Source organism: Umezawaea endophytica (assembly GCF_025061645.1).
In the GTDB taxonomy this organism is placed as follows: Bacteria; Actinomycetota; Actinomycetes; order Mycobacteriales; family Pseudonocardiaceae; genus Umezawaea; species Umezawaea endophytica.
In genome coordinates this window covers 602663-628338 of sequence record NZ_JANYMP010000002.1, presented here as the reverse complement: position 1 = coordinate 628338, position 25676 = coordinate 602663, and the positions used below count along the sequence as shown (strand labels likewise).

The 25676-nt window shown below is 70.6% G+C and carries 26 protein-coding genes, 1 tRNA gene and 1 riboswitch; of the genes, 17 read left to right on the top strand and 10 right to left on the bottom strand.

The window, feature by feature from the left end; translation table 11 throughout:
* Nucleotides 1-84 precede the first annotated feature (84 nt).
* Entirely contained in the window at nucleotides 85-1581 is a 1497-nt protein-coding gene (locus NZH93_RS06440) for a leucyl aminopeptidase (RefSeq protein ID WP_259621980.1), read from the top strand.
* Between the two features lie 66 nt (nucleotides 1582-1647).
* Here NZH93_RS06440 and NZH93_RS06435 read toward each other — a convergent pair whose 3' ends face one another.
* The gene (locus tag NZH93_RS06435) at nucleotides 1648-1977 is read right to left on the bottom strand and encodes an oxidoreductase (RefSeq protein WP_259621979.1); all 330 of its coding nucleotides are present in this window, start codon (nucleotides 1975-1977) and stop codon (nucleotides 1648-1650) included.
* A 191-nt stretch (nucleotides 1978-2168) separates the two neighbouring features.
* On the opposite strand from NZH93_RS06435, the gene lpdA reads away from it, so the two are divergent.
* The 10 genes from lpdA to NZH93_RS06385 all read left to right on the top strand — a co-directional run bounded on the left by lpdA (nucleotide 2169) and on the right by NZH93_RS06385 (nucleotide 11995).
* Complete coding sequence (gene lpdA / locus NZH93_RS06430) at nucleotides 2169-3539, top strand: dihydrolipoyl dehydrogenase (protein ID WP_259621978.1); 1371 nt, start codon at nucleotides 2169-2171, stop codon at nucleotides 3537-3539.
* Between the two features lie 55 nt (nucleotides 3540-3594).
* Nucleotides 3595-5334: a 2-oxoglutarate dehydrogenase, E2 component, dihydrolipoamide succinyltransferase gene (gene sucB / locus NZH93_RS06425; protein ID WP_259621977.1), complete on the top strand. Its 1740-nt coding sequence runs from the start codon at nucleotides 3595-3597 to the stop codon at nucleotides 5332-5334.
* Between the two features lie 132 nt (nucleotides 5335-5466).
* Entirely contained in the window at nucleotides 5467-6360 is an 894-nt protein-coding gene (locus tag NZH93_RS06420; protein ID WP_259621976.1) for a TIGR01777 family oxidoreductase, read from the top strand.
* Complete coding sequence (locus NZH93_RS06415) at nucleotides 6357-6965, top strand: phosphatase PAP2 family protein (RefSeq protein ID WP_259621975.1); 609 nt, start codon at nucleotides 6357-6359, stop codon at nucleotides 6963-6965. Before NZH93_RS06420 ends, NZH93_RS06415 begins: the two co-directional genes overlap by 4 nt.
* Nucleotides 6952-7695 carry a lipoyl(octanoyl) transferase LipB gene (gene lipB, locus NZH93_RS06410; protein WP_259621974.1) on the top strand — a complete coding sequence of 248 codons (744 nt, stop codon included), beginning with the start codon at nucleotides 6952-6954 and terminating at the stop codon, nucleotides 7693-7695. The genes NZH93_RS06415 and lipB overlap by 14 nt, the downstream gene beginning before the upstream one ends.
* Before the next feature lie 65 nt (nucleotides 7696-7760).
* The gene (locus NZH93_RS06405; RefSeq protein ID WP_259621973.1) at nucleotides 7761-8816 is read left to right on the top strand and encodes a serine hydrolase; all 1056 of its coding nucleotides are present in this window, start codon (nucleotides 7761-7763) and stop codon (nucleotides 8814-8816) included.
* Nucleotides 8813-9295 (top strand): ArsR/SmtB family transcription factor, encoded by a 483-nt coding sequence (locus tag NZH93_RS06400; protein ID WP_259621972.1) that lies wholly within the window; start codon nucleotides 8813-8815, stop codon nucleotides 9293-9295. The genes NZH93_RS06405 and NZH93_RS06400 overlap by 4 nt, the downstream gene beginning before the upstream one ends.
* A gap of 104 nt (nucleotides 9296-9399) precedes the next feature.
* On the top strand, nucleotides 9400-10416 hold the full coding sequence (locus tag NZH93_RS06395; protein WP_259621971.1) for an ABC transporter ATP-binding protein: 1017 nt from the start codon (nucleotides 9400-9402) through the stop codon (nucleotides 10414-10416).
* Entirely contained in the window at nucleotides 10413-11201 is a 789-nt protein-coding gene (locus tag NZH93_RS06390; RefSeq protein ID WP_259621970.1) for an ABC transporter permease, read from the top strand. The genes NZH93_RS06395 and NZH93_RS06390 overlap by 4 nt, the downstream gene beginning before the upstream one ends.
* Nucleotides 11202-11212: 11 nt before the next feature.
* Nucleotides 11213-11995, top strand: coding sequence for an ABC transporter permease (locus NZH93_RS06385; protein ID WP_259621969.1), 783 nt, complete (start codon nucleotides 11213-11215; stop codon nucleotides 11993-11995).
* Here NZH93_RS06385 and NZH93_RS06380 read toward each other — a convergent pair.
* The 3 genes from NZH93_RS06380 to NZH93_RS06370 all read right to left on the bottom strand — a co-directional run bounded on the left by NZH93_RS06380 (nucleotide 11992) and on the right by NZH93_RS06370 (nucleotide 14380).
* Nucleotides 11992-12699, bottom strand: coding sequence for a DUF8189 domain-containing protein (locus NZH93_RS06380; protein ID WP_259621968.1), 708 nt, complete (start codon nucleotides 12697-12699; stop codon nucleotides 11992-11994). The genes NZH93_RS06385 and NZH93_RS06380 overlap by 4 nt on opposite strands.
* 76 nt (nucleotides 12700-12775) lie before the next feature.
* The gene (locus tag NZH93_RS06375) at nucleotides 12776-13702 is read right to left on the bottom strand and encodes an LLM class F420-dependent oxidoreductase (RefSeq protein WP_259621967.1); all 927 of its coding nucleotides are present in this window, start codon (nucleotides 13700-13702) and stop codon (nucleotides 12776-12778) included.
* 27 nt (nucleotides 13703-13729) lie between these two features.
* Nucleotides 13730-14380 carry a TetR/AcrR family transcriptional regulator gene (locus NZH93_RS06370; RefSeq protein ID WP_259622170.1) on the bottom strand — a complete coding sequence of 217 codons (651 nt, stop codon included), beginning with the start codon at nucleotides 14378-14380 and terminating at the stop codon, nucleotides 13730-13732.
* Nucleotides 14381-14506: 126 nt separating this feature from the next.
* Here NZH93_RS06370 and NZH93_RS06365 point away from each other — a divergent pair, with 126 nt between their 5' ends.
* From NZH93_RS06365 to lipA, 3 genes are read left to right on the top strand one after another with little or no spacing between them, the layout of a single operon-like run.
* Nucleotides 14507-14950, top strand: coding sequence for a hypothetical protein (locus tag NZH93_RS06365; protein WP_259621966.1), 444 nt, complete (start codon nucleotides 14507-14509; stop codon nucleotides 14948-14950).
* 22 nt (nucleotides 14951-14972) lie between these two features.
* The gene (locus NZH93_RS06360) at nucleotides 14973-15893 is read left to right on the top strand and encodes an oxidoreductase (protein WP_259621965.1); all 921 of its coding nucleotides are present in this window, start codon (nucleotides 14973-14975) and stop codon (nucleotides 15891-15893) included.
* A 37-nt stretch (nucleotides 15894-15930) separates the two neighbouring features.
* Entirely contained in the window at nucleotides 15931-16935 is a 1005-nt protein-coding gene (gene lipA / locus NZH93_RS06355) for a lipoyl synthase (RefSeq protein ID WP_259621964.1), read from the top strand.
* 34 nt (nucleotides 16936-16969) lie between these two features.
* Here lipA and NZH93_RS06350 read toward each other — a convergent pair whose 3' ends face one another.
* Nucleotides 16970-18004 (bottom strand): saccharopine dehydrogenase family protein, encoded by a 1035-nt coding sequence (locus tag NZH93_RS06350; RefSeq protein ID WP_259621963.1) that lies wholly within the window; start codon nucleotides 18002-18004, stop codon nucleotides 16970-16972.
* Between the two features lie 24 nt (nucleotides 18005-18028).
* Nucleotides 18029-18322 (bottom strand): hypothetical protein, encoded by a 294-nt coding sequence (locus NZH93_RS06345; protein ID WP_259621962.1) that lies wholly within the window; start codon nucleotides 18320-18322, stop codon nucleotides 18029-18031.
* Nucleotides 18323-18488: 166 nt separating this feature from the next.
* Here NZH93_RS06345 and NZH93_RS06340 point away from each other — a divergent pair, with 166 nt between their 5' ends.
* Together NZH93_RS06340 and NZH93_RS06335 are read left to right on the top strand one after the other, a co-directional pair.
* Nucleotides 18489-19667: an LLM class flavin-dependent oxidoreductase gene (locus NZH93_RS06340; protein ID WP_259621961.1), complete on the top strand. Its 1179-nt coding sequence runs from the start codon at nucleotides 18489-18491 to the stop codon at nucleotides 19665-19667.
* A gap of 55 nt (nucleotides 19668-19722) precedes the next feature.
* On the top strand, nucleotides 19723-20436 hold the full coding sequence (locus NZH93_RS06335) for a SecDF P1 head subdomain-containing protein (protein ID WP_259621960.1): 714 nt from the start codon (nucleotides 19723-19725) through the stop codon (nucleotides 20434-20436).
* A gap of 134 nt (nucleotides 20437-20570) precedes the next feature.
* On the opposite strand, the gene NZH93_RS06330 is transcribed toward NZH93_RS06335, so the two are convergent.
* From NZH93_RS06330 to NZH93_RS06320, 3 genes are all read right to left on the bottom strand, one after another.
* Nucleotides 20571-20642, bottom strand: a tRNA-Val gene (locus NZH93_RS06330).
* Entirely contained in the window at nucleotides 20643-21092 is a 450-nt protein-coding gene (locus NZH93_RS06325; protein ID WP_259621959.1) for a peroxiredoxin, read from the bottom strand.
* Between the two features lie 64 nt (nucleotides 21093-21156).
* Nucleotides 21157-21588: a DUF3052 domain-containing protein gene (locus NZH93_RS06320; protein ID WP_259621958.1), complete on the bottom strand. Its 432-nt coding sequence runs from the start codon at nucleotides 21586-21588 to the stop codon at nucleotides 21157-21159.
* Nucleotides 21589-21930: 342 nt separating this feature from the next.
* Between NZH93_RS06320 and aceE the strand changes: the two genes are divergently transcribed.
* On the top strand, nucleotides 21931-24696 hold the full coding sequence (aceE, locus tag NZH93_RS06315) for a pyruvate dehydrogenase (acetyl-transferring), homodimeric type (RefSeq protein WP_259621957.1): 2766 nt from the start codon (nucleotides 21931-21933) through the stop codon (nucleotides 24694-24696).
* 51 nt (nucleotides 24697-24747) lie between these two features.
* Here the strand turns inward: aceE and pnuC are convergent, their stop codons facing one another.
* Nucleotides 24748-25371 (bottom strand): nicotinamide riboside transporter PnuC, encoded by a 624-nt coding sequence (pnuC, locus tag NZH93_RS06310; protein WP_259621956.1) that lies wholly within the window; start codon nucleotides 25369-25371, stop codon nucleotides 24748-24750.
* A 73-nt stretch (nucleotides 25372-25444) separates the two neighbouring features.
* Nucleotides 25445-25573, bottom strand: a riboswitch (FMN riboswitch).
* Nucleotides 25574-25676: the final 103 nt, after the last annotated feature.

Below are 25676 nucleotides of genomic sequence, written 5' to 3'. Positions count from 1 at the left end.
AAGACCTTTAGCATCCATCAGGATCCACCCCCGTTCCCGCCGCACAGATAAGTAGTGCCGGGAGGAATCGCCAAGGAGCACCACGTGACAGGGCCGAAGCTGGCGCTTACTGACAGTGACCTCACCACCCTTGCCGCGGATGTCGTCGTGCTGGGCACGGTCCAGGGTCCGGACGGCCTCGCGCTGGCCGACGGCGGCGCCGCCGTCGACGCCGCGTTCGAGGGCGGGCTGGTCGCCCTGCTCGACACCGTCGGCGCGAAGGGCAAGGCCGAAGAGGTCGTCAAGCTGCCGACGCTCGGCAAGCTGGCCGCGCCGCTGCTGATCGCGGTCGGCCTCGGCAAGCCGGACGCCGACGGCGCCATCACCGAGGAGCAGGTCCGCCGCGCCGCCGGTGCGGCCGCCCGCGCGCTGACGGGCCGCAAGCGCGCCGTGACAACGCTGTCCGCCGTCCACCTCGGCGCGACCGTCGAGGGCACGCTGCTCGGCGGGTACGGCTTCACCACCTACAAGTCCGAGGCGGGCGACGGCCCGGTCGGCAAGCTCGACCTGGCCGTCCCGGCCACCGGCGCGCTCAAGGACCACCGCGCCTCGCTCAAGGCGGCCACGGCCATCGCCGAGGCCGTCACCACCACGCGCGACCTGGTCAACACGCCGCCGAACGACCTGTTCCCGGCGTCGTTCGCCGACCGCGCCGCGGCGCTGGGCAAGGCCGCGGGCCTCGACGTCGAGGTGCTCGACGAGAAGGCCCTGCGCAAGGCGGGCTACGGCGGCATCCTCGGCGTCGGCATGGGCTCGTCCCGCCCGCCGCGCCTGGTGCGCCTGACCTACACCGGCCCGAAGGCGACGAAGAAGGTCGCGCTGATCGGCAAGGGCATCACGTTCGACACCGGCGGCATCTCCATCAAGCCCGCCGCGGGCATGGACGAGATGACCTCCGACATGGGCGGCGCCGCCGCGATCGTCGCGACGATCGTGCTGGCCGCGAAGCTCAAGTACCCGCTGGAGATCACCGCGTGGGTGCCGATGGCGGAGAACATGCCGTCCGGCGCGGCCTACCGGCCCGGCGACGTGCTGACCATGTACGGCGGCAAGACCGTCGAGGTCCTCAACACCGACGCCGAGGGCAGGCTGATCCTCTCCGACGCCATCGCGCGCGCCTGCGAGGACGACCCGGACTACCTGATCGAGACGTCCACGCTGACCGGCGCGGCCGTCGTGGCGCTCGGCAAGAAGACCGCGGGCGTCATGGGCTCCGACGAGTTCCGCGACCGCGTGGCCGCCACCGGCCGCGCCGTGGGCGAGAACGCCTGGGCCATGCCCCTGCCCGAGGAACTGCGCGCCGACCTCGACTCGCGCCTGGCCGACCTCGCGAACGTCATGGGCCACCGCTGGGGCGGCATGCTCGCCGCGGGCATCTTCCTCCGCGAGTTCGTGACCGACGGCGTCCAGTGGGCCCACATCGACATCGCGGGCCCGTCCTGGCACTCCGGCGGCCCCACCGGGTACACGACCAAGGGCAGCACCGGCGTCCCGGTCCGCACCCTGGCGGCCGTCCTCGCGGACATCGCGGCCAACGGGTAGTCACGCTCGGTAATGGAAATGGGTGGGCTCCCGCGTTTCCCGCCGGGGGCCCACCCATTTCGGTCTTTACGAAGCGTTGGGTCGTTTCTTCTGCCTGGCCGTGTAATCGCGCATGCGCTGCGGGTAACCCACGATGCCCGCGTCGTAAATCGGCATCCCGAGTTTCCGGGCGAACTTCTTCGCCCCGTCGGTGCCGTCGATCCGCCTGCGGGTCCACTCGCCGTCGTGTGCGACCAGCACCACAGTTGTTTCGGTCACGGTCGTCTTGGGCTCGACGAACGCCTCGACGCCGTGGCGCGCGGCGGCCCACTCCTCCAGGTGCCCGGTGTCGTTCGACGACGCGGTGCGCAGCACTCCCGGCTTGGGCTTCCTGCGGAAACGATCTAAGAGCCCCACGGGGCCACCTCCTCCGAGACCTGTACCCCCATGGTGCCGGCAGCCCTGTGAAGCAGGCGGCAAATCGTCCCGAAGGGACACCCGATCGAGGCCCCGTCGCCGCTTGCTCCGAGCTAGTGACAAGATGACTTGAGTACCCGCGCGCACCCGCGCGGATGTAAGGCATGTTCACCACTGTCGAGGAGTTCGAAGTGACCGACACCTCCGCCGACCTCGTCATCCTCGGCGGCGGCTCAGGCGGCTACGCCTGCGCGTTCCGCGCGGCTGAGCTCGGTCTGTCCGTCGTCCTGGTCGAGAAGGACAAGCTCGGGGGGACCTGCCTGCACCGCGGCTGCATCCCGACGAAGGCCCTGCTGCACGCGGCGGAGGTCGCCGACAACGTCCGCGAGGGCGACCAGTTCGGCATCAAGAGCTCGCTCGAGGGCATCGACATCGCGGGCGTCAACTCGTACAAGGACGGCGTGATCAGCAAGCTCTACAAGGGCTTGCAGGGTCTGGCCAAGGCCAACAAGGTCACCCTGGTCGAGGGCGCGGGCACGTTCGTCGGACCGAACACCGTCGTGGTGAACGGCGACCGCTACACCGGCAAGAACGTGGTCCTCGCGACCGGTTCGTACGCCAAGAGCCTGCCCGGTCTGGAGATCGGCGGCCGGGTCATCACCAGCGACCAGGCGCTCAACCTGGACTTCATCCCGGAGAAGGTCGTCGTGCTCGGTGGCGGCGTCATCGGCGTGGAGTTCGCCAGCGTGTGGCGCTCGTTCGGCGCCGAGGTGACCATCGTCGAGGCGCTGCCGCGACTGGTCCCGGCCGAGGACGAGTACGCCTCCAAGCAGCTCGAACGCGCCTTCCGCAAGCGCGGCATCAAGTTCAAGACCGGCGTCCGGTTCACCGGCGCCACCCAGACCGACTCCGGCGTGTCGGTGTCGCTGGAGTCCGGCGACGTCATCGAGGCCGACCTGCTGCTGGTGGCCGTCGGCCGCGGCCCGAACAGCGCGGGCCACGGCTACGAGGAGGCCGGTGTCACCACCGAGCGCGGTTTCGTCATCACCGACGAGCGCCTCCGCACCAACCTGCCGAACGTGTTCGCCGTCGGCGACATCGTGCCCGGCCTGCAACTCGCGCACCGCGGCTTCCAGCAGGGCATCTTCGTCGCCGAGGAGATCGCGGGGCAGAACCCGAAGGTCATCGACGAGGCGGGCATCCCCCGCGTCACCTACTGCAAGCCCGAGGTCGCCTCGGTCGGCCTCTCCGAGGCGGCGGCCAAGGAGAAGTACGGCACGGTCGAGACCTTCATCTACGACCTGGCGGGCAACGGCAAGAGCCAGATCCTCAAGACCGCCGGTGGCGTCAAGCTCGTGAAGGCGCCCGACGGTCCGGTCGTCGGCATCACCCTCGTCGGCGAGCGCGTCGGCGAGCTGATCGGCGAGGCCCAGCTCATCTATAGCTGGGAGGCCTTCCCGGAGGACGTGGCTCCGCTGATCCACGCCCACCCGACCCAGACAGAAGCCCTTGGCGAGGCCTTCCTCGCCTTGGCCGGCAAGCCGCTGCACGTGCACGGCTGACCGTCGCAAACAAGTCAGCCGAACCTGCAACTCAAGCACGAGGAGTCAGCGAACGATGGCCTTCTCCGTCCAAATGCCCGCACTCGGCGAGAGCGTCACCGAGGGCACGGTCACCCGCTGGTTGAAGCAGGAGGGTGACCGGGTCGAGGTCGACGAGCCCTTGCTGGAGGTCTCGACCGACAAGGTCGACACCGAGATCCCGTCGCCCGCGGCCGGGGTCTTGCAGAAGATCGTCGCCCAGGAGGACGAGACCGTCGAGGTCGGCGCCGAACTGGCGGTGATCGGCGACGGCGCCGGTGAGCAGACCGCGCCCACCGCGACGCCTTCCGAGGAAGCCCAGCCGGAGCCCGAACCCGAGCCCGAGCAGGCCCCCGAGCCGCAGGCCGAGGCCCCCGAGCAGGAGCAGCAGGAGGCGCCCGCGCCGTCCGGCGGCTCCGGCGGCGGCACCCCGGTCGTCATGCCCGCGCTCGGCGAGTCCGTCACCGAGGGCACCGTCACCCGCTGGTTGAAGCAGGTCGGCGACTCCGTCGAGGTCGACGAGCCGCTGCTGGAGGTGTCCACCGACAAGGTCGACACCGAGATCCCGTCGCCCGTGGCGGGCACCGTGCTGGAGATCACCGCGGCCGAGGACTCGACCGTCGAGGTCGGCGGTCAGCTCGCGGTCGTCGGCTCCGGTTCCCCGGCGCAGTCCTCCGCACCGCCCCCCGCGCCGACGCCCGCTCCCGAGGCGCCGAAGCAGGAAGCCCCGAAGCAGGAGGCCCCCAAGCAGGAGGCTCCGAAGCCCGCCGCCGCGCCCGCTCCGGCCCAGTCGGCACCTGCCCCGGCCGCCGCGTCCGAGGAGTCGTCCAACGGCACCCCGTACGTGACGCCGCTGGTCCGCAAGCTCGCGTCGGAGAACGGCATCGACCTGAACTCGCTGACGGGCACCGGTGTCGGTGGCCGCATCCGCAAGCAGGACGTGCTGGCCGCGGTCGAGGCCAAGAAGGCCCCGGCTCCCGCGCCCGCCGCCCCGGCTCCGGCCGCCGCCGCTCCCGCCCGTGCCGCGGCCCCGGCCAAGGCCGACCAGAGCGGTCTGCGGGGCAGCACGCAGAAGCTCCCGCGCCTGCGCCAGATCGTCGCGCAGCGCACCCGCGAGTCGCTCCAGATGTCGGCGCAGCTCACCCAGGTGTTCGAGGTCGACGTGACCAAGATCGCCCGGTTGCGCACCCGCGCCAAGTCGGCGTTCGAGCAGCGCGAGGGCGTCAAGCTCACGTTCCTGCCGTTCTTCGCGAAGGCCACGGTCGAGGCGCTCAAGCAGCACCCGAAGCTGAACGCCTCGATCAACGAGGAGGCCAAGGAGGTCACCTACTACGGCGCCGAGCACCTCGGCATCGCGGTGGACACCGAGCGCGGCCTGCTCAACGCGGTCATCCACAACGCCGGTGACCTCAACCTGGCCGGTCTGGCGCACAACATCGCCGACCTCGCCGCCCGCACCCGTGCGAACAAGGTCACCCCGGACGAGCTGTCCGGCGGCACCTTCTCGCTGACGAACCTGGGCAGCAACGGCGCGCTCTTCGACACCCCGATCATCCAGCAGCCGCAGGTCGGCATCCTGGGCGTCGGCGTGGTCAAGAAGCGCCCCGTGGTCATCACGGACGAGAACGGCGACGACAACATCGCCATCCGCTCGATGGCGTACCTGGCGCTGACCTACGACCACCGCCTGGTGGACGGGGCCGACGCCGGTCGTTTCCTCACCACCATCAAGAACCGCCTGGAAGAGGGCGCGTTCGAGGCCGACCTCGGCCTGTAATCCCGCTCGCGACGAGCCCCCCGGTGCGGTGTCCGCGCCGGGGGGCTCTGTCTTGTCACCGTGAAGCACGTCCGTTTTGTGAGAATTGCCCCCCGCTGTGCACGAACCCCACCCTTGGGAGACGATCAACCCATGCGCGTCGTGATCGCCGGTTCATCCGGGATGATCGGAACCAGCCTGGTGGCGGCGCTGCGCGGCGAGGGGCACGAGGTGCTCCGGCTGGTGCGGCGCACACCGAAGGCGCCCGACGAGCGGGGCTGGGACCCGCCCGCCGGTCGCCTCGACGACGGCGCCCTCGACGGCGTCGACGCCGTGGTGAACCTGTGCGGCGCGGGCGTGGCGGACAAGCGCTGGACCGACGCCCGCAAGCAGGTGCTGCGCGACAGCCGGAACGTGCCGACCGAGGTGCTGGCCGCCGCCGTGGTCGAGCACGGCGTGCCGACGCTGGTGAACGCGTCGGCGATCGGGTTCTACGGCGACACCGGCGACGCCGTGGTGGACGAGACCCGCGGTCCGGGCACCGGGTTCCTGGCGGACCTGTGCCGCGAGTGGGAGGCGTCCACCGCGGTCGCCGACCAGGCCCCCGACGTGCGCGTGGTGCGGCTCCGCACCGGTCTGGTGATCGGGCCGGCGGGCGGCCTGTTCGGCCGGATCAAACCCCTGTTCTCGTTCTTCCTCGGCGGCAGGCTCGGCGACGGCACCCAGTACATGCCGTGGATCTCACTGGACGACGCCATCTCCGCGATCCGCTTCGCCGTGGAGCACGAGTCGGTGCGGGGCCCGATCAACCTGACCGCGCCGAGCCCCGTGACGAACGCCGAGTTCACCCGCACCGTCGGCCACGTGCTCCACCGGCCGACGCCGTGGATCGTGCCCGGCTTCGTGCTGAAGGCCGTGCTGGGCGACCTGGCGGAGGAAGGCGTGCTGGCGGGTCAGCGCGCCATGCCGAAGGTGTTGGAGCGCAACGGTTTCCACTTCCTGCACCCCGCGCTCGGAGCGGCGGTGTCGGCAGCGGTGAACGGTTGAGCAGGCTGCGCGTCGCTCTCGTCGGCCTGCTCCTGGTGGGGCTCTCGGGGGCCCTCGGCTTCGTCGTGCGCGACGAGGTGCCCGCACTGGACGCCCGGCTCAACGGCTACCCGCCGCTGCACACCCGCCCGCTGACGTTCGCCGCGGAGTGGATCAGCTTCGTGCTCAGCCCCGGCCTCGCGACCATCGCGCTGCTGGGGCTGGCCGTACGGGCGTGGCTGGCGAAGGACCCGCTGGTGTTCCGCTTCGCGGTGCTGCTCGGCCTGTGCTGGGTCACGGTCCTGCTGCGCTACGCGTACCGACGGGTGCGGCCGATCGACTTCCCCAAGTGGAGCTACCCGAGCGGGCACGTGACGGCGGTGACCGCGATGGCGTTCACGTCGGTCGTGGCGTGCGCCTGGCTGGCGCACCGGTGGCTGCGCGCGGTCGTCGTGCTGGCGGTGACCGCCGTCGTGCTGACGGCGGCGAGCCGGGTCGTGCTGCGGATGCACTGGTTCACCGACACGGCGGGCGCCGTCTCGGGCGTCGTGGGCGTCGGCCTGCTCGCCGGGCTCGCACTGGGCCTGGTGAAACCGGGAGTAATCTCGGACCGTGACCGGACCTGACGTCTCCTGCCGCACCTCGAACCACCCCTTCGACGTGCGTGAGCTGGGCACCATCGACTACGTGGCCGCCTGGGACCTGCAACGCGACCTCGCCAACGCCCGTGCCGACGGCACCGCGGGCGACACGCTCCTGCTGCTGGAGCACACCCCCGTCTACACCTGCGGTCGCCGCACCGAGGAGGCCGACCGGCCGGTGAACAGCGCCATCCCGGTCATCGACGTCGACCGCGGCGGGAAGATCACCTGGCACGGCCCCGGCCAGCTCGTCGGCTATCCCATCGTGGAGCTGACCGAGCCGATGGACGTGGTCCAGTACGTGCGCAGGCTGGAGCAGGCGCTGATCCACGTGTGCGACCAGCTCGGCGTGCGCACGGGCCGGGTGGACGGGCGCAGCGGCGTGTGGCTGGCGGCGGACGACCGCGGTCCGGAGCGCAAGATCGCCGCGATCGGCATCCGCGTGCAGCGCGGCGTGACCATGCACGGTTTCGAGATCAACTGCAACGCCGACCTGGCCCCGTTCGGCGACATCATCCCTTGCGGTATCAGGGATGCCGGTGTCGCCTCCTTGTCACAGGAGCTGGATCGGGACGTGTCGGTTGCCGAGGTGCTGCCCATGGCCCGCGATGCCGTGCTGGCCGCGCTGGACGGCAGCCTGCGGCTGACCGACCGGGTGGTGGAACGCCGTGAGCCGAACGCCGCCGGGATCACGTTCGCCGTCCGAACGGGCTGACAAGCCGACCCGGTTCCTCTAGAGTTCCGTAATTACGGACAACTAGAGGGGGAATTGTCGTGCTCTTGAACCGACGACAGGTGCTCACCGCGACGGGCGTGGTCGGTGCCTCGATGTTGATCGGTACCGGGCAGGCGGCGGCAGAGCCGAAAGGGTGGCTCGGCTGGATCGCCGGGAATCGCGACCACGTCGGAGTGGTCCTCGACGACGGACGCGGAGGCCGGTTGAGCCATCGGCCCCACCAGGAGCAGGTCCTCGCGTCGGCGATCAAGGCCGTGCACGCGGCGGGCTACGCGCTCGCCGTCGAGCAGGGTCGTGCCAGGCCGGACGAGCAGGTGCGCGTCGGCGACTGGGAGGCGTACTACCTCGGCCTCGACGGCGGGGCGCACCAGCGGGCGCTGACGGATCTGGCGATCCCGTTCTCCAACGGCGTCACCGCCGACGACCCCGACCGGCTCGTGCCGCTGGACGACCTGGTGAAGGTCGCCCTGGTGCACAGCGACAACGCCGCCTCGGACTTCGTGCGGACGCGTGTCGGCGACGCGACCCTCCGGGCGGCGGCCCTGCGCTGCGGCTGGCCCGGCGCGGACACCCGGTCCATCGCCGGCGAGATGCTGCTGCTGATCCTCCCCGAGCGCGCGCCCGCCAACCCGGCCCACCGCAAGCGCGTGGGCGACGCGCTCGCGGCACAGGCCCTGCGCGACCCCCAGCTCCAACTGGAGATCATCGGCCGCCTGCCCCACATCCCCTCCACCTACGACGGTCAGCGGCCGTGGACGCGGCAGACGTGGCGCGGCTCCGCGGCGCACCTGCACCGCCTCCACCGCTCCATCGCGGGCGGTAAGTTCCCCGCCGCCCGAGTCCACCTGGAACGCGCCTTCGCGGGCTCGCTGCCCCCCGGCGTGAAGGCCATCGGGTTCAAGGGCGGCGCCCTGCCGGGCGTGCTGACGCTCGCGTTCACCGTGCGGTGGGAGGACGGGCGGATCGGCACCGGGGTGCTGCTGACCGAGGAGGTCCCCTTGGAACTGTTCTCCCGGGAGGGCGAACTGGTCGACCTGACCCTCAACGCCCTCCTCGACCCGGCTGCACTGCGAGAACTGCGGGACTCAGTCGTAGGATGACCACGGTGGACGTGGCACGGAGGCTGGCCGAGCTGGAAGAGCGCGTAGCCGCGCTGGAGGGTGACGAGCGCGCGACCGTCGAACTCCCCCGGAGCGGGGACGGCGGCGGCTCGATCGGCTACCGCGGCCTCGTCACGCTGGGCGGCGGCGAGGTGCGCTGGCAGATCGACGTGCAGGCCGAGCGCGTGCTCGGCCTGCCGGACCGGGGCCCGATCGACGTGCTCGCCGCGCTGGCCCACCCCGTGCGGGTGGGCATCGTGCGCTCGCTGCTCGTGGACGGGCCGCAGCCCGGATCGGCGTTGCAGGAAGCCGCCGGACTGGGGTCGACCGGGCAGCTCTACCACCACCTGAAGTCGCTCACGTCCTCCGGCGTCGTGGAGCAGGACAAGCGCGGCAGCTACCGGCTGAGGACCGCCGCCACCGTGCCCGTGCTGGTCCTGCTGACCGCCGCTTCGGACGTCGCAGGTCAACTGAGGTGACGTTTTTCCCTGTGGGATAAGGGTTTGACAGCCGCGGCGGATTTTCCCCAGACTGCGCTCTCGCCCCCGCTACCTGGGCGGGTGGCGGTGGGGTTGGGGGCTCAATGGCGCTGGTCGAGGCACGTCGGCTGACGAAGGTGTTCCGGCGGCCGGACAAGCCGCCGGGGCTGGCGGGGTCGCTGCGGCACCTGGTCAGCCGCAAGTACGTGGAGAAGGTGGCGGTCGACGGCGTCGACCTGTCCATCGAGGCGGGTGAGGCCGTCGCGTACGTCGGTCCGAACGGCGCGGGCAAGTCCACGACGGTGAAGCTGCTCAGCGGCATCCTCGAACCGACGTCGGGCGAGGTGCGCATCGACGGAATGGTGCCGCAGCGCGAGCGGATGGCCGTGGCGCACCGGATCGGCGTGCTGTTCGGGCAGCGCACGCAGCTCTGGTGGGACCTGCCGGTGGCGGACTCGCTGGCCGTGCTGCGCGACCTGTACGGCGTGGACAGGGCGACCTACGAGAAGCGGCTCAAGCGGTTCGACGACGTGCTCGGCACCGGCGAGCTGATGGCCGTCACGGGGCGGAAGTTGTCGCTGGGCCAACGGATGCGCGCCGACCTGGCCGCCGCGCTGATCCACGGGCCGGACGTCGTGTACCTCGACGAGCCGACCATCGGCCTCGACCTCGCGGTGAAGGACCGGGTGCGCGAGTTCTTCCGCGACCTGCGCGACGAGGGCACGACGGTGATGCTCACGAGCCACGACCTGGCCGACATCGAGGGCTTCTGCAAGCGGCTGGTGATCATCGACGAGGGTCGGCTGGTGTTCGACGGCGACCTGGAGGCGGTGAAGGACGAGTTCGCCCGCGAACGCATCCTGCACGTGAGCACGGAGCAGCGGGTGGCGTCGGACGTGGTGCGCGACGCGCTGCCCGGCGCGGTCGTCACGGCCGGGGAAACGCCGCTGTGGCACACGATCCGCTTCGACCGGTTCGCGCTCACGGCCGGGCAGGCGGTGGCCGCGGTGAGCGGCGTGGCGACGGTCGTGGACTTCCGGATCGACGAGCCCGGCATCGAGGACGTGATCCGCCGGGTCTACTCCGGCGACCTCCTGCTGACCTCCGACTCCGCGCTGTGAGGGCCTACCGGGCGCTCGCCAGGACGTCGGCGAAGAACGCGCTGACCTACCGGACGTCGTTCGCGCTCGGCCTGTTCGGGGTCGGGTTCCAGCTCGTGGCGCTGCTGGCGGTGTGGCGGGTGCTGCTGGAGGACGGCTCGGCGGTCAACGGCTTCACCTGGCCCCAGATGCGCGGCTACCTGCTGGTGGCGTTCGCCTCCGGCGCGCTGGTCGGGCTGCTGGCGGACTTCCGGATGTCGTTCCGGATCCACAGCGGACTCGTCGCGCTGGACCTCGTCAAACCCGTGCGGTACCAGGAGGCCCGGTTCGCCGAGGCGCTGGGCGCGGTGTGGATCGAGGCGCTGGTCGTGCTCGGCGTCGTGGGCGTGACGGTCGCGGTCTCCGGTCCGCTGCCGCTGCCGGAGGGCGGTGAGCTGGCGCTGTTCATCACCAGCGTGGTGCTGCTCGTCCCGTTGAAGTTCCTCGTCGTCTACCTGGCCAGCCTGGCCTCGTTCTGGACGCAGAACTACATCGGCGTGCAGTGGGCGCGGGTGGCGATCGTGAACCTGTTCTCCGGCGCGCTGGTGCCGCTCGCGTACCTGCCGGGCTGGCTGGCGACGGTGGCGACGTGGTCGCCGTTCGCCGGGATGACCTCGACGCCGGGGCTGATCCTGATCGGCCGGGTGGACGGCTCGCAGGCCGCGCTGCTGGTCGCCGCGCAGCTCGGCTGGGTGGTGCTGCTCTGGTACGGCGCGAAACTGCTGTGGCGCGGCGCGCTGCGGCGACTGACCGTGAACGGGGGCTGACGGTGCTGAGGGTGATCCGGCTCTACTTCCGGTTCCTGGGGCTGCACCTGCGGGCGCTGCTGGAGTACCAGTCGGACTTCTGGGTGATGGCGGTCGCGACCGTGCTGATGCAGGTCGTGAACCTGGTGTTCCTGTCGGCCGTCTTCGCGAAGGTCCCGGCGCTCAACGGCTGGTCGTTCTGGGCGGTGGTCGCGATGTTCGCGATGATGGCCATCGCCGAGGGCGTCGGCTCGTTCTTCTTCGAGGGCACGTGGCGGCTGTCGATCGCCATCAACGAGGGCACGCTGGACTACGCGCTGGTCCGGCCGTACCCGGTGGTGCTCCAGGTGACCAGCATGGAGGTCGGCATCAACGGGCTGACCAACATCGTGACCGGCGGCGCGATGCTCGTCGTCGCGCTGTCGCGGGTGGACGTCGCGTGGTCGGCGCTCACGGTGCTGCTCGCCGTCGTGCTGCTCCTCGGGGCGGTGTTCATCAAGGTGGCGATCAACCTGGCCACGAACTCGATCTCGTTCTGGCTCTCCGGGCCGAGCCCGATGTTCGCCATGGCGGTCCACCAGGTCGGTGAGCTGGCCCGCTTCCCGCTGAGCATTTACCCGCTGGCGCTCAAGGCGACGCTGGGGTTCGTGGTGCCGTTCGCCTTCATCAGCACGTTCCCGATCAGCTTCCTGATGGACGCGGGGTCGACCCCGTGGCTCGGCCTGCTGACCCCGCTCGTCGCCGTCTACTGCGTGGCGGTCGCGCTCGTGGTGTTCTCCAGGGGCCTGCGCCGGTACGAGAGCGCGGGCAACTAGCTCACCGACCAGATCGCCCAGCCGGCCGCCGCGTTCTCCACCCGGAGGACGCGGCCGTCGGTCGTGCGGGCGGTCACCTCGGTGACGTCGGTGCGCGCGTCCTTCACCGGCGTCAGCGGTCCGGTGACCGTCCAGTCGCCGATGACCGTCCACTCCGACCACTCCCCCGCGGAGTCGTCGGTGTGGATCAGCCTGCCGTCGACGCCGCGCGCGAACACCTCGGTCGTGCCGGTGTTCGGCTGGTGGACGGCCAGCGGGTCGCCCGCGAGCCGCCGGTCGCCGATGACCGACCACTCGGACCAGCCCTCGCCCGCGTTGTCGGCGTGCACGAGCCTGCCCTCGGTGTCCCGCGCGAACACCTCGGTGGACCGGGTGGCCGGCTGGTGCACGCCGCTCGGCGTGCCGACCACGGGTCGGTCCCCGATCGGCGTCCACGGCGTCCAGCCCGCGCCGGTGGCGAACGTGTGCAGCACCACGCCGTCAGCGCCGCGCGAGAAGCCCTCGGCGACACCCGGCAGGTAGGGGGTGTCCGGGCGCTCCTGCGGGGTTTGCGGGATCAGCTTGCCGTCGGGACCGGCCTGCTGCGGGACGGCGGGACCGCCGACGCTCCGCGGGGCGTCCTCCTCGGCGGTCGCGGGTGCGGCGAGCACTACCAGGACGGTCATCCCCACCAGGGCCGAGCCGAGCTTGGTCGTGTTCCGCACGTGTTCCCCCCATGATCCGGTCCACCAGCGTGATCAACGCTAGGGACCGGACCTTGGAGGAATCTCAAAGCGCCCTTCAAGCCAGCTTCGGGGCCACCTCTGCGGCCACGAGCTCGATCTGGTCCAGGTCGGCCAGGTCGAGCACCTGGAGGTAGACGCGGCTGACGCCGGTCCTCTCCCGCCACTCCGACAGCCGTTCGACGGCCTCGGCTGGCGTGCCCGCGATCCCGTTGGCGCGCAGCTCGTCGACTTCGCGGCCGATCTTCGCGGCCCGCGCCGCCACCTCGGCGTCGTCGCGCCCGACGCACAGGACCAGCGCGACGGACCGGGTCAGCTCAGCCGAGTCGCGGCCGATGTCGGCGCACGCGGCGGCGACGCGGTCGAACTGCCGGATCGCCGTGGTGTAGTCCTGGAACGGCAGGTTGAACTCGGTGGCGAACCGGGCCGCCAGCGCGGGGGTGCGCTTGGCGCCGACTCCGCCGACCAGCACGGGCACGGGCGACTGGATGGGCTTGGGCAGTGCGGGCGAGTCGACGAGCCGGTAGTGCTCGCCCTCGAAGGAGTACGGGCCGTCGGCGGCCCAGAGGCCGGTGATGACCTCCAGTTGCTCGGCGTAGCGGTCGAAGCGCTCGGCGACGGACGGGAACGGGATGCCGTAGGCGTTGTGCTCGGCCTCGAACCAGCCAGCGCCGAAGCCGAACTCGACCCGGCCGCCGGACATCTGGTCCACCTGCGCGACGGTGATCGCGAGCGGACCGGGGTGCCGGAACGTGGCGGCCGTCATCAGCGTGCCGAGCCGGATGCGGGACGTCTCGCGGGCCAGACCGGCCAGTGTCGTCCAGGCGTCCGTCGGGCCGGGCAGCCCGTCGCCGCCGCCCATCTTCAGGTAGTGGTCGGAGCGGAAGAAGGCGTCGTAGCCCGCGTCCTCCGCGGTCCGCGCGACGCGCAGCAGGTCGTCGTAGGTCGCCCCTTGCTGGGGCTCGGTGAAGATCCGGAGTTCCACGGCCCCAAAGTAGTGGCGCCGGGCGACCTAGTGCCGTCGGGACCGGGGGCGTCCACGGACCGGGATCGGCACCGGCTCGCCGTCGCGCACCCGCAGGCCCTCGACCACGCGCACGATGGTCCACTCGACCTCGGCGCTGGCCTTCTTCGGGTCCGACGCCGCCGCGATCGTGCTGGCGCCCGCCGAGAGCGCGCCGAACAGCAGCCTGCTGGTGGTCTCGACCGGCATGTCCTCGATCTCGCCCGCGTCGACCAGCAGCTCGATCGCGGTGCGCAGCAGGCCGTAGCTGAAGTGCTCCTCGGCCTCGCGCCAGCGTTCCCAGCCCATCACGACCGGGGCCTCGTGGATGACGATCCGCTGGTAGGAGGGTTCCAGGCAGACGCGGACGTAGGCGCGCAGGCCCGCGATGGCGGTCTCCCACGGGTCGCCGGGGGCGGAGACGATCTCCGACAGGCGGCGCATGAACTTGTTCTCCACGGCGTCGAAGGCCGCTTCGAACAGGGCCTGCTTGCCGCTGAAGTGGTGGTAGAGCGCGCCCTTGGTCACCCTGGCGCGCTTGGTGACCTCGTCGAGCGACGTGCCCGCGTACCCGCGCTTGGTGAACAGCTCCACCGCGTTGTCCACGAGCGCCTGCCGCGTGGACTCCGAGTACTCGACCCGCCTGGACCCCGTTGTCACCACGCTCACAACCGTACGACATACCGCCGGTACGTACCGGTGGTATGTTCGCCTCATCGGGTCATACCGGCGGTATGCGAAAAACCGCGAGTACGACCACGGTCACCCACACGAGGAGGCGTGACGATGGGCTGGAACGACTTCTACCGACGGCGCGACGCCCTGGACGCCGTGCTCCGCCGCGACCCGGCGGGTCCGCTGGAGTTCGACCGCACGGCGTTCGAGAACGCCGACGACCTGCTGCTCGCGCTGCACCACCGCTGGCTCCAGCAGCTCACCGGCCGCCTGGGCGTCGCTCTGGCCGACAACGACGACCGCGTCGCCGCCGTGCAGACGACCTGGCGCGCGCTCGCCGCCGAGCAGCCCGCGCTGCGCGGTGTGCTGGACGCCCACCTGCGCGACCCCGAAGCCGTCGAGCGCGAGGAGCGCCTGCTGGCGCTGACCTCCGGCCTCGCCGAGATGTCCGAACCCGCGCCCGAGGTCTCCCGGATCGGCGCCGCGTTCCTCGCGCTGATCCGATCGGAGCCCGCCGCGCGAACGTCCCGGAACAGGCTGCTCAGCCGCGCCTGAACAACCTTGGTTAGGTGGACGCATGTGGACCGAAGCCGACATCCCCGACCAGACCGGCCGCACGGTGGTCATCACCGGCGCGAACTCCGGGCTGGGCCTGCGCTCGGCCGAGGTGCTCGCCGCCAGGGGCGCGCGGGTGCTGATGGCGTGCCGCTCCCCCGAACGCGGGGCCGACGCGCTCCGGCGGGTCCGGGCGAACGGCGAGGCCGAGCTCGTGGCGCTGGACCTGGCCGACCTGGCGTCGGTGCGCGCGGCCGCCGCGGACGTCCGCGAGCGGACCGGTGACGCGGTCGACGTGCTGATGAACAACGCGGGCGTGATGGCCACCCCGCGGGGCTGGACCGTCGACCACTTCGAGACCCAGTTCGGCACCAACCACCTCGGGCACGCCGCCCTCACGTGGCTGCTGATGCCCGCGCTGCGCACCCGGCCGGGGGCGCGGGTCGTGACGCTGTCGAGCCTCGGCCACAAGATGGGCGGCTTCCAGGTCGCCGACCCCAACTTCGAGGCCCGCCGCTACTCCGCGTGGCCCGCGTACGGCCAGTCGAAGCTGGCGAACCTGCTGTTCGCGAACGCCCTGGCCAGGCACCTGGCGGCCGCGGGCCTCGACGTGACCTCCGTCGCAGCCCACCCCGGCCTGACCGCCACGAACCTCGGCGTCAACCACGCCAAGTCGCACAGCAGCGCCCTGCTCGGCGGGATCGTGCGGGCGTGGGACGCGGTGGGCACGCAGAGCGTCGAGAAGGGCGCGTTGCCGCAGCTCCACGCGGCCACCGCGCCCGGCGTGCGGCAGAACGACTACTACGGGCCCGACAAGCTCGGCGAGACCCGCGGCCACCCGAAGCCCGCCGCGCGGTCCAAGGCCGCGCGGGACGAGGTCACGGCCGACCGGCTGTGGGACCTCACGGCCACGCTCACCGGCATCAACCCGGATCCGGCGTGACCCCGGACACGCGCGCGCGGAGCGTAGGGTGACGGCTGTGACTGTGGTACCAGAGGGTCGGAAGCTGCTGCGGCTTGAGGTGCGCAACAGCCAGACGCCGATCGAGAAGAAGCCGTCGTGGATCAAGACGAAGGCCAAGATGGGCCCCGAGTTCCGGGAGCTCAAGGGCCTCGTCAAACGCGAAGGGCTGCACACGGTCTGCGAAGAGGCCGGCTGCCCCAACATCTACGAGTGCTGGGAAGACCGCGAGGCCACCTTCCTCATCGGCGGCGAGCAGTGCACCCGCCGCTGCGACTTCTGCCAGATCGACACCGGCAAGCCCTCCGACCTCGACCGCGACGAGCCCCGCCGGGTCGCCGAGTCGGTCCAGGCGATGGGCCTGCGCTACTCCACCGTGACGGGCGTCGCCCGTGACGACCTGGAGGACGGCGGCGCGTGGCTGTACGCGGAGACCGTCAACCAGATCCACGCGATGAACCCCGGCACCGGCGTCGAGCTGCTGATCCCGGACTTCAACGCGGTCCCCGAGCAGCTCGCCGAGGTGTTCGCCTCGCGCCCCGAGGTGCTCGCGCACAACCTGGAGACCGTGCCGCGGATCTTCAAGCGCATCCGGCCCGCGTTCCGCTACGAGCGGTCCCTCGAGGTGATCACCAAGGCCCGCGAGTACGGCCTGGTCACCAAGTCGAACCTGATCCTCGGCATGGGTGAGACGCCGGAGGAGGTCACCGAGGCGCTGCGCGACCTGCACGAGGCGGGCTGCGAGATCATCACGATCACCCAGTACCTGCGGCCCTCGCCGCGGCACCACCCGGTCGAGCGCTGGGTGAAGCCCGAGGAGTTCGTCGCGCACTCGGACGACGCCAAGGCCATGGGCTTCTCCGGCGTGATGGCCGGACCGCTCGTGCGCTCGTCCTACCGCGCGGGCAGGCTGTACGCGACCGCCGTGGAGAAGCGCGGCGAGACCCTGCCGGAGAACCTCCAGCACCTGCTCCAAGCGGGCTCCGCGGCCCAGGAGGCCAGCTCGCTGCTCGCCCCCCGCTAGCGTCCCGTGCCCCGGCGTCCGCGTCGGGGCACGGCTACGTCCGGACCGGCTCGTCGATCGTGACGCCGTCGAGCGTGCGCACGAAGTCCGCGCCGAACGCGCTGGACGGCGTGTGCGCGCCCGCGGGCACACCGCCGACGAGCAGCAGGTCCACCGCGCGCAGGACGGCGTCGGCCGTGAGGTCGTAGCCGTTCGGCCCGGTCATGGCGATCGACACCGTGTGCCCGTCGACGTCGGACACCTCACCCCAGAACTCCGACCGGCTCTTGCCCCGCGCGCGCTCGTTCGGCCCGGAGATCCGCTGGGCCACGGCCTTGCCGAGGCGCTGCACCAGCGAGGTGCGCAGCAGCGGCCCGAAGATCGCCTGCAACTGCCCGGTGAGGCCCGGCACGTCGGTGAACGTGGTGATGTTGGGGATGCCCGTCGACCGGTAGGCGGTGCTCACGTCGCCCCACGGGATCGACCCGACGTCGTGCGCGCCCGACCGGAACGCCGCGCTGCGCCTGCGGTGGCCGATGCGGACGTTCCGCAGCTCGCCGTCGACGCGGGCCCGACCACCGGACGCGCTGCCCTCGACGGACGTCTTCGACGTTCCGGGGCTCGCGCCGCCGCCCGCCAAGAACGCGAGGTCCAGGTGCGTCGCGCCGGGCAGTTCGGCCTTGAGCAGCGCCGCCAGGCAGTCGGTCGGCACCACGTCGAAGCCCGCGCCGGGCACCAGCGCCACCCCGGCCGCCTTCGCCTCGACGTCACGGCTCGCGACGGCCTCGAACACGTCGATCTCACCGGTGATGTCGACGTAGTGCGTCCCGGAGGCCAGGCAGGCGTCCACCACCGGCCGCGACGTCGTGGAGAACGGGCCCGCGCAGTGCACGACGACGGCGGTGTCCCGCAGGTTCTCCGCCGCGTCCGCGAGCTCGAACACCACGTGCTCCAGCCCCAGCCGTTCCGCCACGGCCGCGACCTTCACCGCGGACCGCCCGGCCAGCACCGGCCGCTGCCCCCGGCGCACGGCCAGTTCCGCGATCAGCTCACCGGTGTACCCGTTGGCGCCGTACAGCATCCACGTCATGGACGAGACGCTACCAACGAGTAGCTAGTGGCGGGAGCGACGTCTGCCCACCAGCCCACCCACGGCCAGCAGCACGCCACCACCGATCGCCATCGGCAGGGCCCAACCCATCCGCTCGCTCCGCAGCCGCCCGCAGATCCCGACGAACGTCGGATCGATCTTCTCGACCGCGACCGCGTCGAAGCCGATGCCCAGCGCGTTGCCGCACGACACGGGCGAACCGCCGGGGGTGTCCGACGACATCGGCACGAACATGATCAGCAGGCCGGCGAGCAGGAATGCGAGACCAATCACCATCGTGACCGTCCTCGGCGCCATGGGGAGAAGTTACGTCCGAATTGGACTTCCGTACAGAGCCCGAACGGCCCATGTTGATCAACCGCGTACCAGTTGGTGGAACACCGAGTTCTCCCTGAACGGCCCCTGCCGGAGGACCAGGCGCCCGGTTAGCTTCCGACCAGGACCGATGACGGGAGCAACCTGAGTGAAACTCGACATCTTCAACGAGATCCAGGACCCGCGACCGTGGGCGGAAGGCCACGAGCACACCAGGATCCTCCAAGCCATCGAACAGGCCGAGTTGGCCGATCGGACCGGGTACGGCTGCTGGTGGCAGGTCGAGCACCACGGCGCCGAGGAGTTCAGCCTGTCCTCGGCCCCGGAAATGCTGTTGGCAGCGCTGTCCCAGCGCACCTCCCGCATCCGCCTGGGCCACTCGGCCGTCCTCGCCCCGTCCAGGTTCAACCACCCGATCCGCGTCGCCGAACGAGCAGCGTGGCTCGACCACCTCAGCGGCGGCCGCGTGGAACTCGGCCTGACCCGCTCGACCACACCCGAGTGGCGCCTGTTCAACACCGACCCCGCCGAGGTACGCGACCAGGCCTCCGACGCGTTCGACATGATCCCTCGCATGTGGACCGAGGACCGCTTCTCCCACTCCTCCAACAATTACCGGATCTCCGACGTACCGATAATCCCGTCCCCGTTCCAGTCCCCGCACCCACCGCTCTGGCAGGCCGCCACCAGCCCGTCGTCCTTCGAGGAGGCGGGCCGCCGCGGCGTCGGCGTACTCGGCACCACGATCTGGGAGTCGCTGGAACGGGTCGAGCGGATGGTCGAGCTGTACCGCTCCGCGGCGTCGACGTGCGAGTCCCCTGTCGGCGCCTTCGTCAACAACCAGGTCGCGTTCTTCACGTTCGTCCACTGCGCCCCGACCGACGCCGAAGCCATGCGCAACGGCGCCGCCGCCGCTGCGGCCTGGTACACCGTTCGGGCGTTGCGCTTCTTCGAGGCCGCCGACGCGTTCGTGACCGAGCTGGCACGCCAGCAGGAGGTGCTCGCCGATCCTTCCGGGGGCGGACTCACGGGCGACTTCCTGCGGGCCGAGGCGGCGGCCGTGCTCGGACCCAACGAGGCGCAGTTGGTGATCGGCCGGATCCTCCAGGGCGAGGACGTGGACGACGAGGAGGTGTTCGAAGCCCTGAACGCGCAGGACTCGCTGATCGTGGGTAGCCCGGACACGTGCCGCAAGAAGCTGCGGGTCTACGAAGAACTGGGGATCGACCGGCTGATGAGCTTCCACCAGGTGGGCGCTCTGCCGCACGAGCAGGTGATGAGGTCGATCGAGCTGTTCAGCACGCTGATTCCGGAGTTCGACCGCTGACGGCCCACCTCGCGCGCGATGATCGCCCGAACACCCGTCGCGCGAGAGGCAGGCAATGACCCGATCCCTCCCCCGCGCCGCCGCGAGCGTCGTGCTCGCGGCGGCCCTCACCGCGTGCACGACCCAACTCGGCGGCCACCAGTCCCCCGACCCGTCCGCACAGGTCGATCCCGCCGGGCAGTTGTCCGCGACCGGCGCCCCCAAACTCCGCTTCCGCCCGGTGCTCGCGACCACGGCCCAGAACCGCCCGACCGGACGACAACAGGTGGAACCGACGAAGGCGACCACCCCGGAACGCCTGCGGGAGATCGCCGACGAGAAGAAGACCCGCCAAGGCGCCGATTTGTCGAACCGCGACGACCCGGCCTACCAGGTCGTCCTCCAGGCCTACGAATGCCCGGCGACGGACCCTCTGACCGGCGAGGACGATCCGGCGCTACCGCTCATCACCTGCAACCAGGACAACACCGAGAAGTACGTGCTCGGCCCGGTGTTCCTCGACAACACCCAGGTCAGCAGCTCCGTGGCGAGCGTCGACCAGCAGGGTGCCGGAAGCGTCATCACCCTGAAGTTCACGGACCAGGGCACGAAGGTGTGGGCCGACTTCACCACCGCCAACGTCCAAGAACAGGTGGCCCTGGTCTTCAACACGACAACGATCTCCGCCCCGACCATCAACGAACCGATCCTCGGCGGCACCACACAGATCTCCGGCGCCTTCACCCTCCCCGAGGCCAAGCGCTTGGCCGACCAAATCGCAGGCCGCTGACCCGAAGCACCCGCCCAAGGCGACCACCACGGGGGCGAAGCCAACCGGGCGAGGACCGGGAGTGGCGCCCCTGGGAAACACATCAGGAGCGAGGCGGTCCGCGCTATCCGCGAACACACCTCGCCCATCGCGGGTGGGCGCGGCAGGGTTCGAACCTGCGACCGCTCGGGTGTAAACCGAGTGCTCTTCCGCTGAGCTACACGCCCTCAGTCGGCCGTCAGTGCGGCCACCGCATGGTGCCATGCCGTCTGGTCCCGTGGTTCGCCGGGTTCGTTCACCTGGGCGTACCGGATCTCCCCGGCGACGTCCACGAGGAACGTCCCGCGGTTGGCCATGCCCTTGGCCTGGTCGAACGTGCCGTACGCCCGTGCGACGGCGCCGTGCGGCCAGAAGTCCGACAGCAGCGGGAACCGGTAGCCGCGGTCGTGGGACCACGCCTTGAGGCTGTACGGCGTGTCCACCGAGATCCCCAGCACCGCCACACCGGCCGCCGAGTACACCTCCAGCCCGTCCCGCAGCTCGTCCAGCTCACCTTGGCAGGTGCGGCTGAACGCGTACGGGTAGAACACCAGCAGCACCGCGCTGGTGCCCCGGTAGGACGACAGCGTCACAACCTGGTTGTTGCTGTCCCTGAGGGTGAAGTCGGGGGCTTGCACGGTCTCCCCAAAGGCGTGAGCACAGGCCCCCGTACGTCCCGGGGTGCCCGTGCTCAGCCTTCGATCAGCGCTTGACCTTCGCCGAACTGGGGCGCACGAGCCTCGTGCCCGACCAGTCCTCGGCGACGGTGATGTTGGACGTCTGGGACAGCCCTGCGGTCGGCACCGCTTCGGCGATCTCACTCGGCTCGACGTGTCCAGGGCGTCCGGTCTTGGGCGTCAACACCCACACCACGCCGTTCTCGGCCAGCGGACCGGTCGCGTTGATCAGGTCGTCGACCAGATCACCGTCACCGTCCCGCCACCACAACAGGACCACGTCGACAACATCGTCCGCGTCCTCGTCGAGGAGATCGCTGCCGATCCTCTCCTCGATGGCGGCACGAACGTCGTCGTCAACGTCCTCGTCCCAGCCGATCTCCTGAACTGCCTGGCCCGGTGCAATCCCGAGCTTGTCGGCGACACCGCCCTTGTCGGCGTCTCCCGCGGCGACCACGGCTTCCACTCCTCCAACTACGCAAGAGCGGCAGTCGACTCGACTGCCGCGCGATGTATCAACACCTGTCGCGGCTAGCGAACACTGACAGACGGCCTCCGCGCAACCGTTGACCTCATGACACGCCGCAATCCGACCCCCCTGAACTGTCACCCGACCGGATGACGCACACTGAACACACCTCATACCGCGCGCGCGAGGGACACGATCCAGAACTACTGGTCGGTAGGGGGTCCTCTGGGGTGTCCCACGGGCGCTGATGAGGAATCATGGACAGGCAAACCGCCTGAACCCGCAGTGAACGCCGGCAGAAGTCGGCTGCAACCCTGGCGAGGAGAACCCTTGGCCCCGCAGAACAACGGCACCGCCCCCGAACGGGTGCGTGTCATCCGTGACGGTCTCGCCGCACACCTGCCGGACATCGATCCGGACGAAACGGCGGAGTGGCTGGAGTCGTTCGACGCCGCGCTCAAGGGTGGCGGCCAGCAGCGTGCCCGTTACCTCATGCTCCGACTCCTGGAGAAAGCCCGTGAGGGCGGCGTCGGCATCCCGTCCCTGACCAGCACCGACTACGTGAACTCGATCCCCACCGAGCGGGAGCCGTGGTTCCCCGGTGACGAGGAGGTCGAGCGCCGGTACCGGGCGTGGATCCGCTGGAACGCGGCCATGACGGTGCACCGCGCGCAGCGACCCGGCGTGGGTGTCGGTGGTCACATCTCGACGTACGCGTCCTCCGCGAGCCTCTACGAGGTCGGTTTCAACCACTTCTTCCGCGGCAAGGACCACCCCGGCGGCGGCGACCAGGTCTTCATCCAGGGCCACGCGTCGCCCGGCGTCTACGCCCGCGCGTTCCTCGAAGGCCGCCTGTCGGAGGACCAGCTCGACGGGTTCCGCCAGGAGTACTCGCACGGCGGTCTCGGCAAGGGCCTGCCGTCGTACCCGCACCCGCGGCTGATGCCCGGCTTCTGGGAGTTCCCCACCGTGTCCATGGGCCTCGGCCCGATGAACGCGATCTACCAGGCGCGGTTCAACCGCTACCTGTCCGACCGCGGCTTCCGGGACACGTCGGACCAGCACGTGTGGGCGTTCCTCGGCGACGGCGAGATGGACGAGCCGGAGTCGCGCGGCCTGCTCCAGCTCGCGGCGAACGAGCAGCTCGACAACCTGACGTTCGTGGTCAACTGCAACCTCCAGCGCCTCGACGGGCCGGTGCGCGGCAACGGCAAGATCATCCAGGAGCTGGAGTCGTTCTTCCGCGGCGCGGGCTGGAACGTCATCAAGGTCGTCTGGGGCCGCGAGTGGGACTCGCTGCTGCACGCGGACCGCGACGGCGCGCTGGTGAACCTGATGAACACCACGCCCGACGGCGACTACCAGACGTACAAGGCCAACGACGGCGCGTACGTCAAGGAGCACTTCTTCGGCCGCGACCCGCGGACGAAGGAGCTGGTCGCGCCGATGACCGACGACGAGGTGTGGAACCTCAAGCGCGGCGGCCACGACTACCGCAAGGTCTACGCGGCGTACAAGGCGGCCGTCGAGCACCACGGCCAGCCGACGGTCATCCTCGCCAAGACCATCAAGGGCTACGGCCTGGGCCCGCACTTCGCGGCACGCAACGCCACGCACCAGATGAAGAAGATGACCCTCGCGGACTTGAAGATGTTCCGCGACAGCCTGCGCATCCCGATCACGGACGAGCAGCTCGAGAAGGACCCGTACCTGCCGCCGTACTACCACCCCGGCCCGGACTCCCCGGAGATCCAGTACCTGCTGGAGCGGCGCAAGCAGCTCGGCGGGTTCGTCCCGGAGCGGCGGACCCCGGCGAAGGCGCTGAAGCTGCCGGACGACAAGGTCTACGACGTCCTCAAGCGCGGCTCGGGCAAGCAGCAGGTCGCCACGACCATGGCGTTCGTGCGGCTGGTGCGCGACCTGGCGAAGGACCCGGAGATCGGCAAGCGGATCGTGCCGATCATCCCGGACGAGGCGCGGACCTTCGGCATGGACTCGATGTTCCCGTCGCAGAAGATCTACAACCCCAACGGGCAGATGTACACCTCCGTGGACGCCGAGCTGATGCTCGCGTACAAGGAGTCCGAACAGGGCCAGATCCTGCACGAGGGCATCAACGAGGCCGGGTCGACGGCGTCCTTCACGGCCGTGGGCACGTCCTACGCCACGCAGGGCGAGCCGATGATCCCGATCTACATCTTCTACTCGATGTTCGGGTTCCAGCGCACTGGTGACGGCCTGTGGGCCGCGGCGGACCAGATGGCGCGGGGCTTCGTGCTCGGCGCCACCGCGGGCCGCACGACGTTGACCGGTGAGGGCCTCCAGCACGCGGACGGCCACTCGCTGCTGCTGGCGCACACGAACCCCGCCGTGGTCGCGTACGACCCCGCGTGGTCGTTCGAGGTGGGCCACATCGTGCGGGACGGCCTGCGGCGGATGTACGGCGAGGACGCCGAGAACATCTTCTACTACATGACCGTCTACAACGAGCCGTACCAGCAGCCCGCGGAGCCGGAGGGCCTCGACGTCGAGGGCCTGCTGCGCGGCCTGTACCGGTACCAGGCGGCGCCGGAGGGCGAAGGCCCCCGCGCGCAGCTCCTGGCGTCCGGTGTGGCGATGCCGTGGGCGATCGACGCCCAGCGCGTCCTCGCCGAGGAGTGGGGTGTGCGGGCCGACGTGTGGTCCGCGACCTCGTACTCGGAGCTGCGCCGCGAAGCGGTGGAGGTCGAGCGGGAGAACCTGCTGCACCCGGAGAACGAGCCCGGCGTCCCGTACGTGACGAAGGTGCTCTCCGAGTCCACTGGGCCCGTGATCGCCGTGTCGGACTGGATGAAGGCCGTTCCGGACCTCATCCGCCCGTACGTGCCGACGGACATGCACACGCTCGGCACCGACGGGTTCGGCTTCTCCGACACCCGCCCGGCCGCGCGCAGGCACTTCCTGGTCGACAAGGAGTCGATCATCGTCGCGACGCTGGCCGCGCTGGCCAAGCGCGGCGAGATCGACCCGGCGGTGGTCGTGAAGGCCGCCCAGCAGTACCGGATCGACGACGTGATGGCCGCGGGGCCGTCGACGGGCGACGCCGGTCTGGCGTGAGCGCGTGAACCACGAGGGGAGTCCCGGAGCCGGGGCTCCCCTCGTGGCGTTTCAGGCGGTGGCCTGGACGGCGGAGCGCTTGGCCGCCCTGTTCCAGTCGAGCCAGCCGCGGACCACCAGCACGGCGAACACGGTGTAGATCAGCGCGCTGAAGTACAGGCCGGACCGGATCTGCAACGGCACGCCGATGGCGTCGACCACGAGCCAGACGATCCAGAACTCGACCAGGCCGAGTCCCTGGAGCGCGAACGCCAGCACGGTGCCGACGAAGATGGCGGCGTCCGGCCACGGCGCCCACGAGGCGTCCAGCGCGTCGAGGACGAGCGCGAACGCGACCGTGCCGACGACGAACGCCGCCGCGACGGCGACGCGCTCGACGGTGGACCCCTTGCGGACCACCACGCCGAACACCGGGTCCCGCCTGCGCAGCCACGCGTACCAGCCGTAGAACGCGATGAGGCCGACGACGACCTGCCGGATCGCCAGCCCGCCGAGCTGGGCGGACAGGTAGACGGTGAACAGGAGCACGACGGAGGCCAGTTGGACCGGCCACGTCCAGAGGGACCGGCGCTGCGCCAGGAACACCACGGCCAGCGCGAACAACTGGCCGAAGAACTCGGCGTAGGCGATCTTCTGCCCCAGAACGGTGAAACCCTGCTCCAACAACACGTGCACCGCGTCCTCCATCCCCAGGGCGGTCCGGGGCGTGGCGCGGCACCGGTGCACGGGCGCGCCGAACACCGGTGGCGTGCGCGCCTCTCATCCGGACTCTCACCGTCGGCCCCGGAGTTCCACCGGGTCAACCGCGGGCCACGGGGCTCGCGGGTCGTGGGCTGTCACCACCGGTTCGGACTTCCACCGACCCCGGAACGCACGTCTCCTTGTTGCTCGAACATCGTCGCGCGGATCCGGTGTTCCGTCCTCCTTTGTGACGTGCGGCACCCGTTCGCCGTACATCGCCGGTTCACCTCGGCTCGCTA

Bases quoted from the DNA above. Each gene is read 5' to 3' on its own strand.
- NZH93_RS06365 (WP_259621966.1), top strand. From the start codon at position 14,507: ATGGGCTGGAACGACTTCTACCGACGGCGCGACGCCCTGGACGCCGTG.
- NZH93_RS06400 (WP_259621972.1), top strand. From the start codon at position 8,813: ATGACCACGGTGGACGTGGCACGGAGGCTGGCCGAGCTGGAAGAGCGC.
- NZH93_RS06360 (WP_259621965.1), top strand. From the start codon at position 14,973: ATGTGGACCGAAGCCGACATCCCCGACCAGACCGGCCGCACGGTGGTC.
- NZH93_RS06420 (WP_259621976.1), top strand. From the start codon at position 5,467: ATGCGCGTCGTGATCGCCGGTTCATCCGGGATGATCGGAACCAGCCTG.
- NZH93_RS06395 (WP_259621971.1), top strand. From the start codon at position 9,400: ATGGCGCTGGTCGAGGCACGTCGGCTGACGAAGGTGTTCCGGCGGCCG.
- NZH93_RS06335 (WP_259621960.1), top strand. From the start codon at position 19,723: ATGACCCGATCCCTCCCCCGCGCCGCCGCGAGCGTCGTGCTCGCGGCG.
- sucB (WP_259621977.1), top strand. From the start codon at position 3,595: ATGGCCTTCTCCGTCCAAATGCCCGCACTCGGCGAGAGCGTCACCGAG.
- NZH93_RS06345 (WP_259621962.1), bottom strand. From the start codon at position 18,322: ATGGCGCCGAGGACGGTCACGATGGTGATTGGTCTCGCATTCCTGCTC.
- NZH93_RS06350 (WP_259621963.1), bottom strand. From the start codon at position 18,004: ATGACGTGGATGCTGTACGGCGCCAACGGGTACACCGGTGAGCTGATC.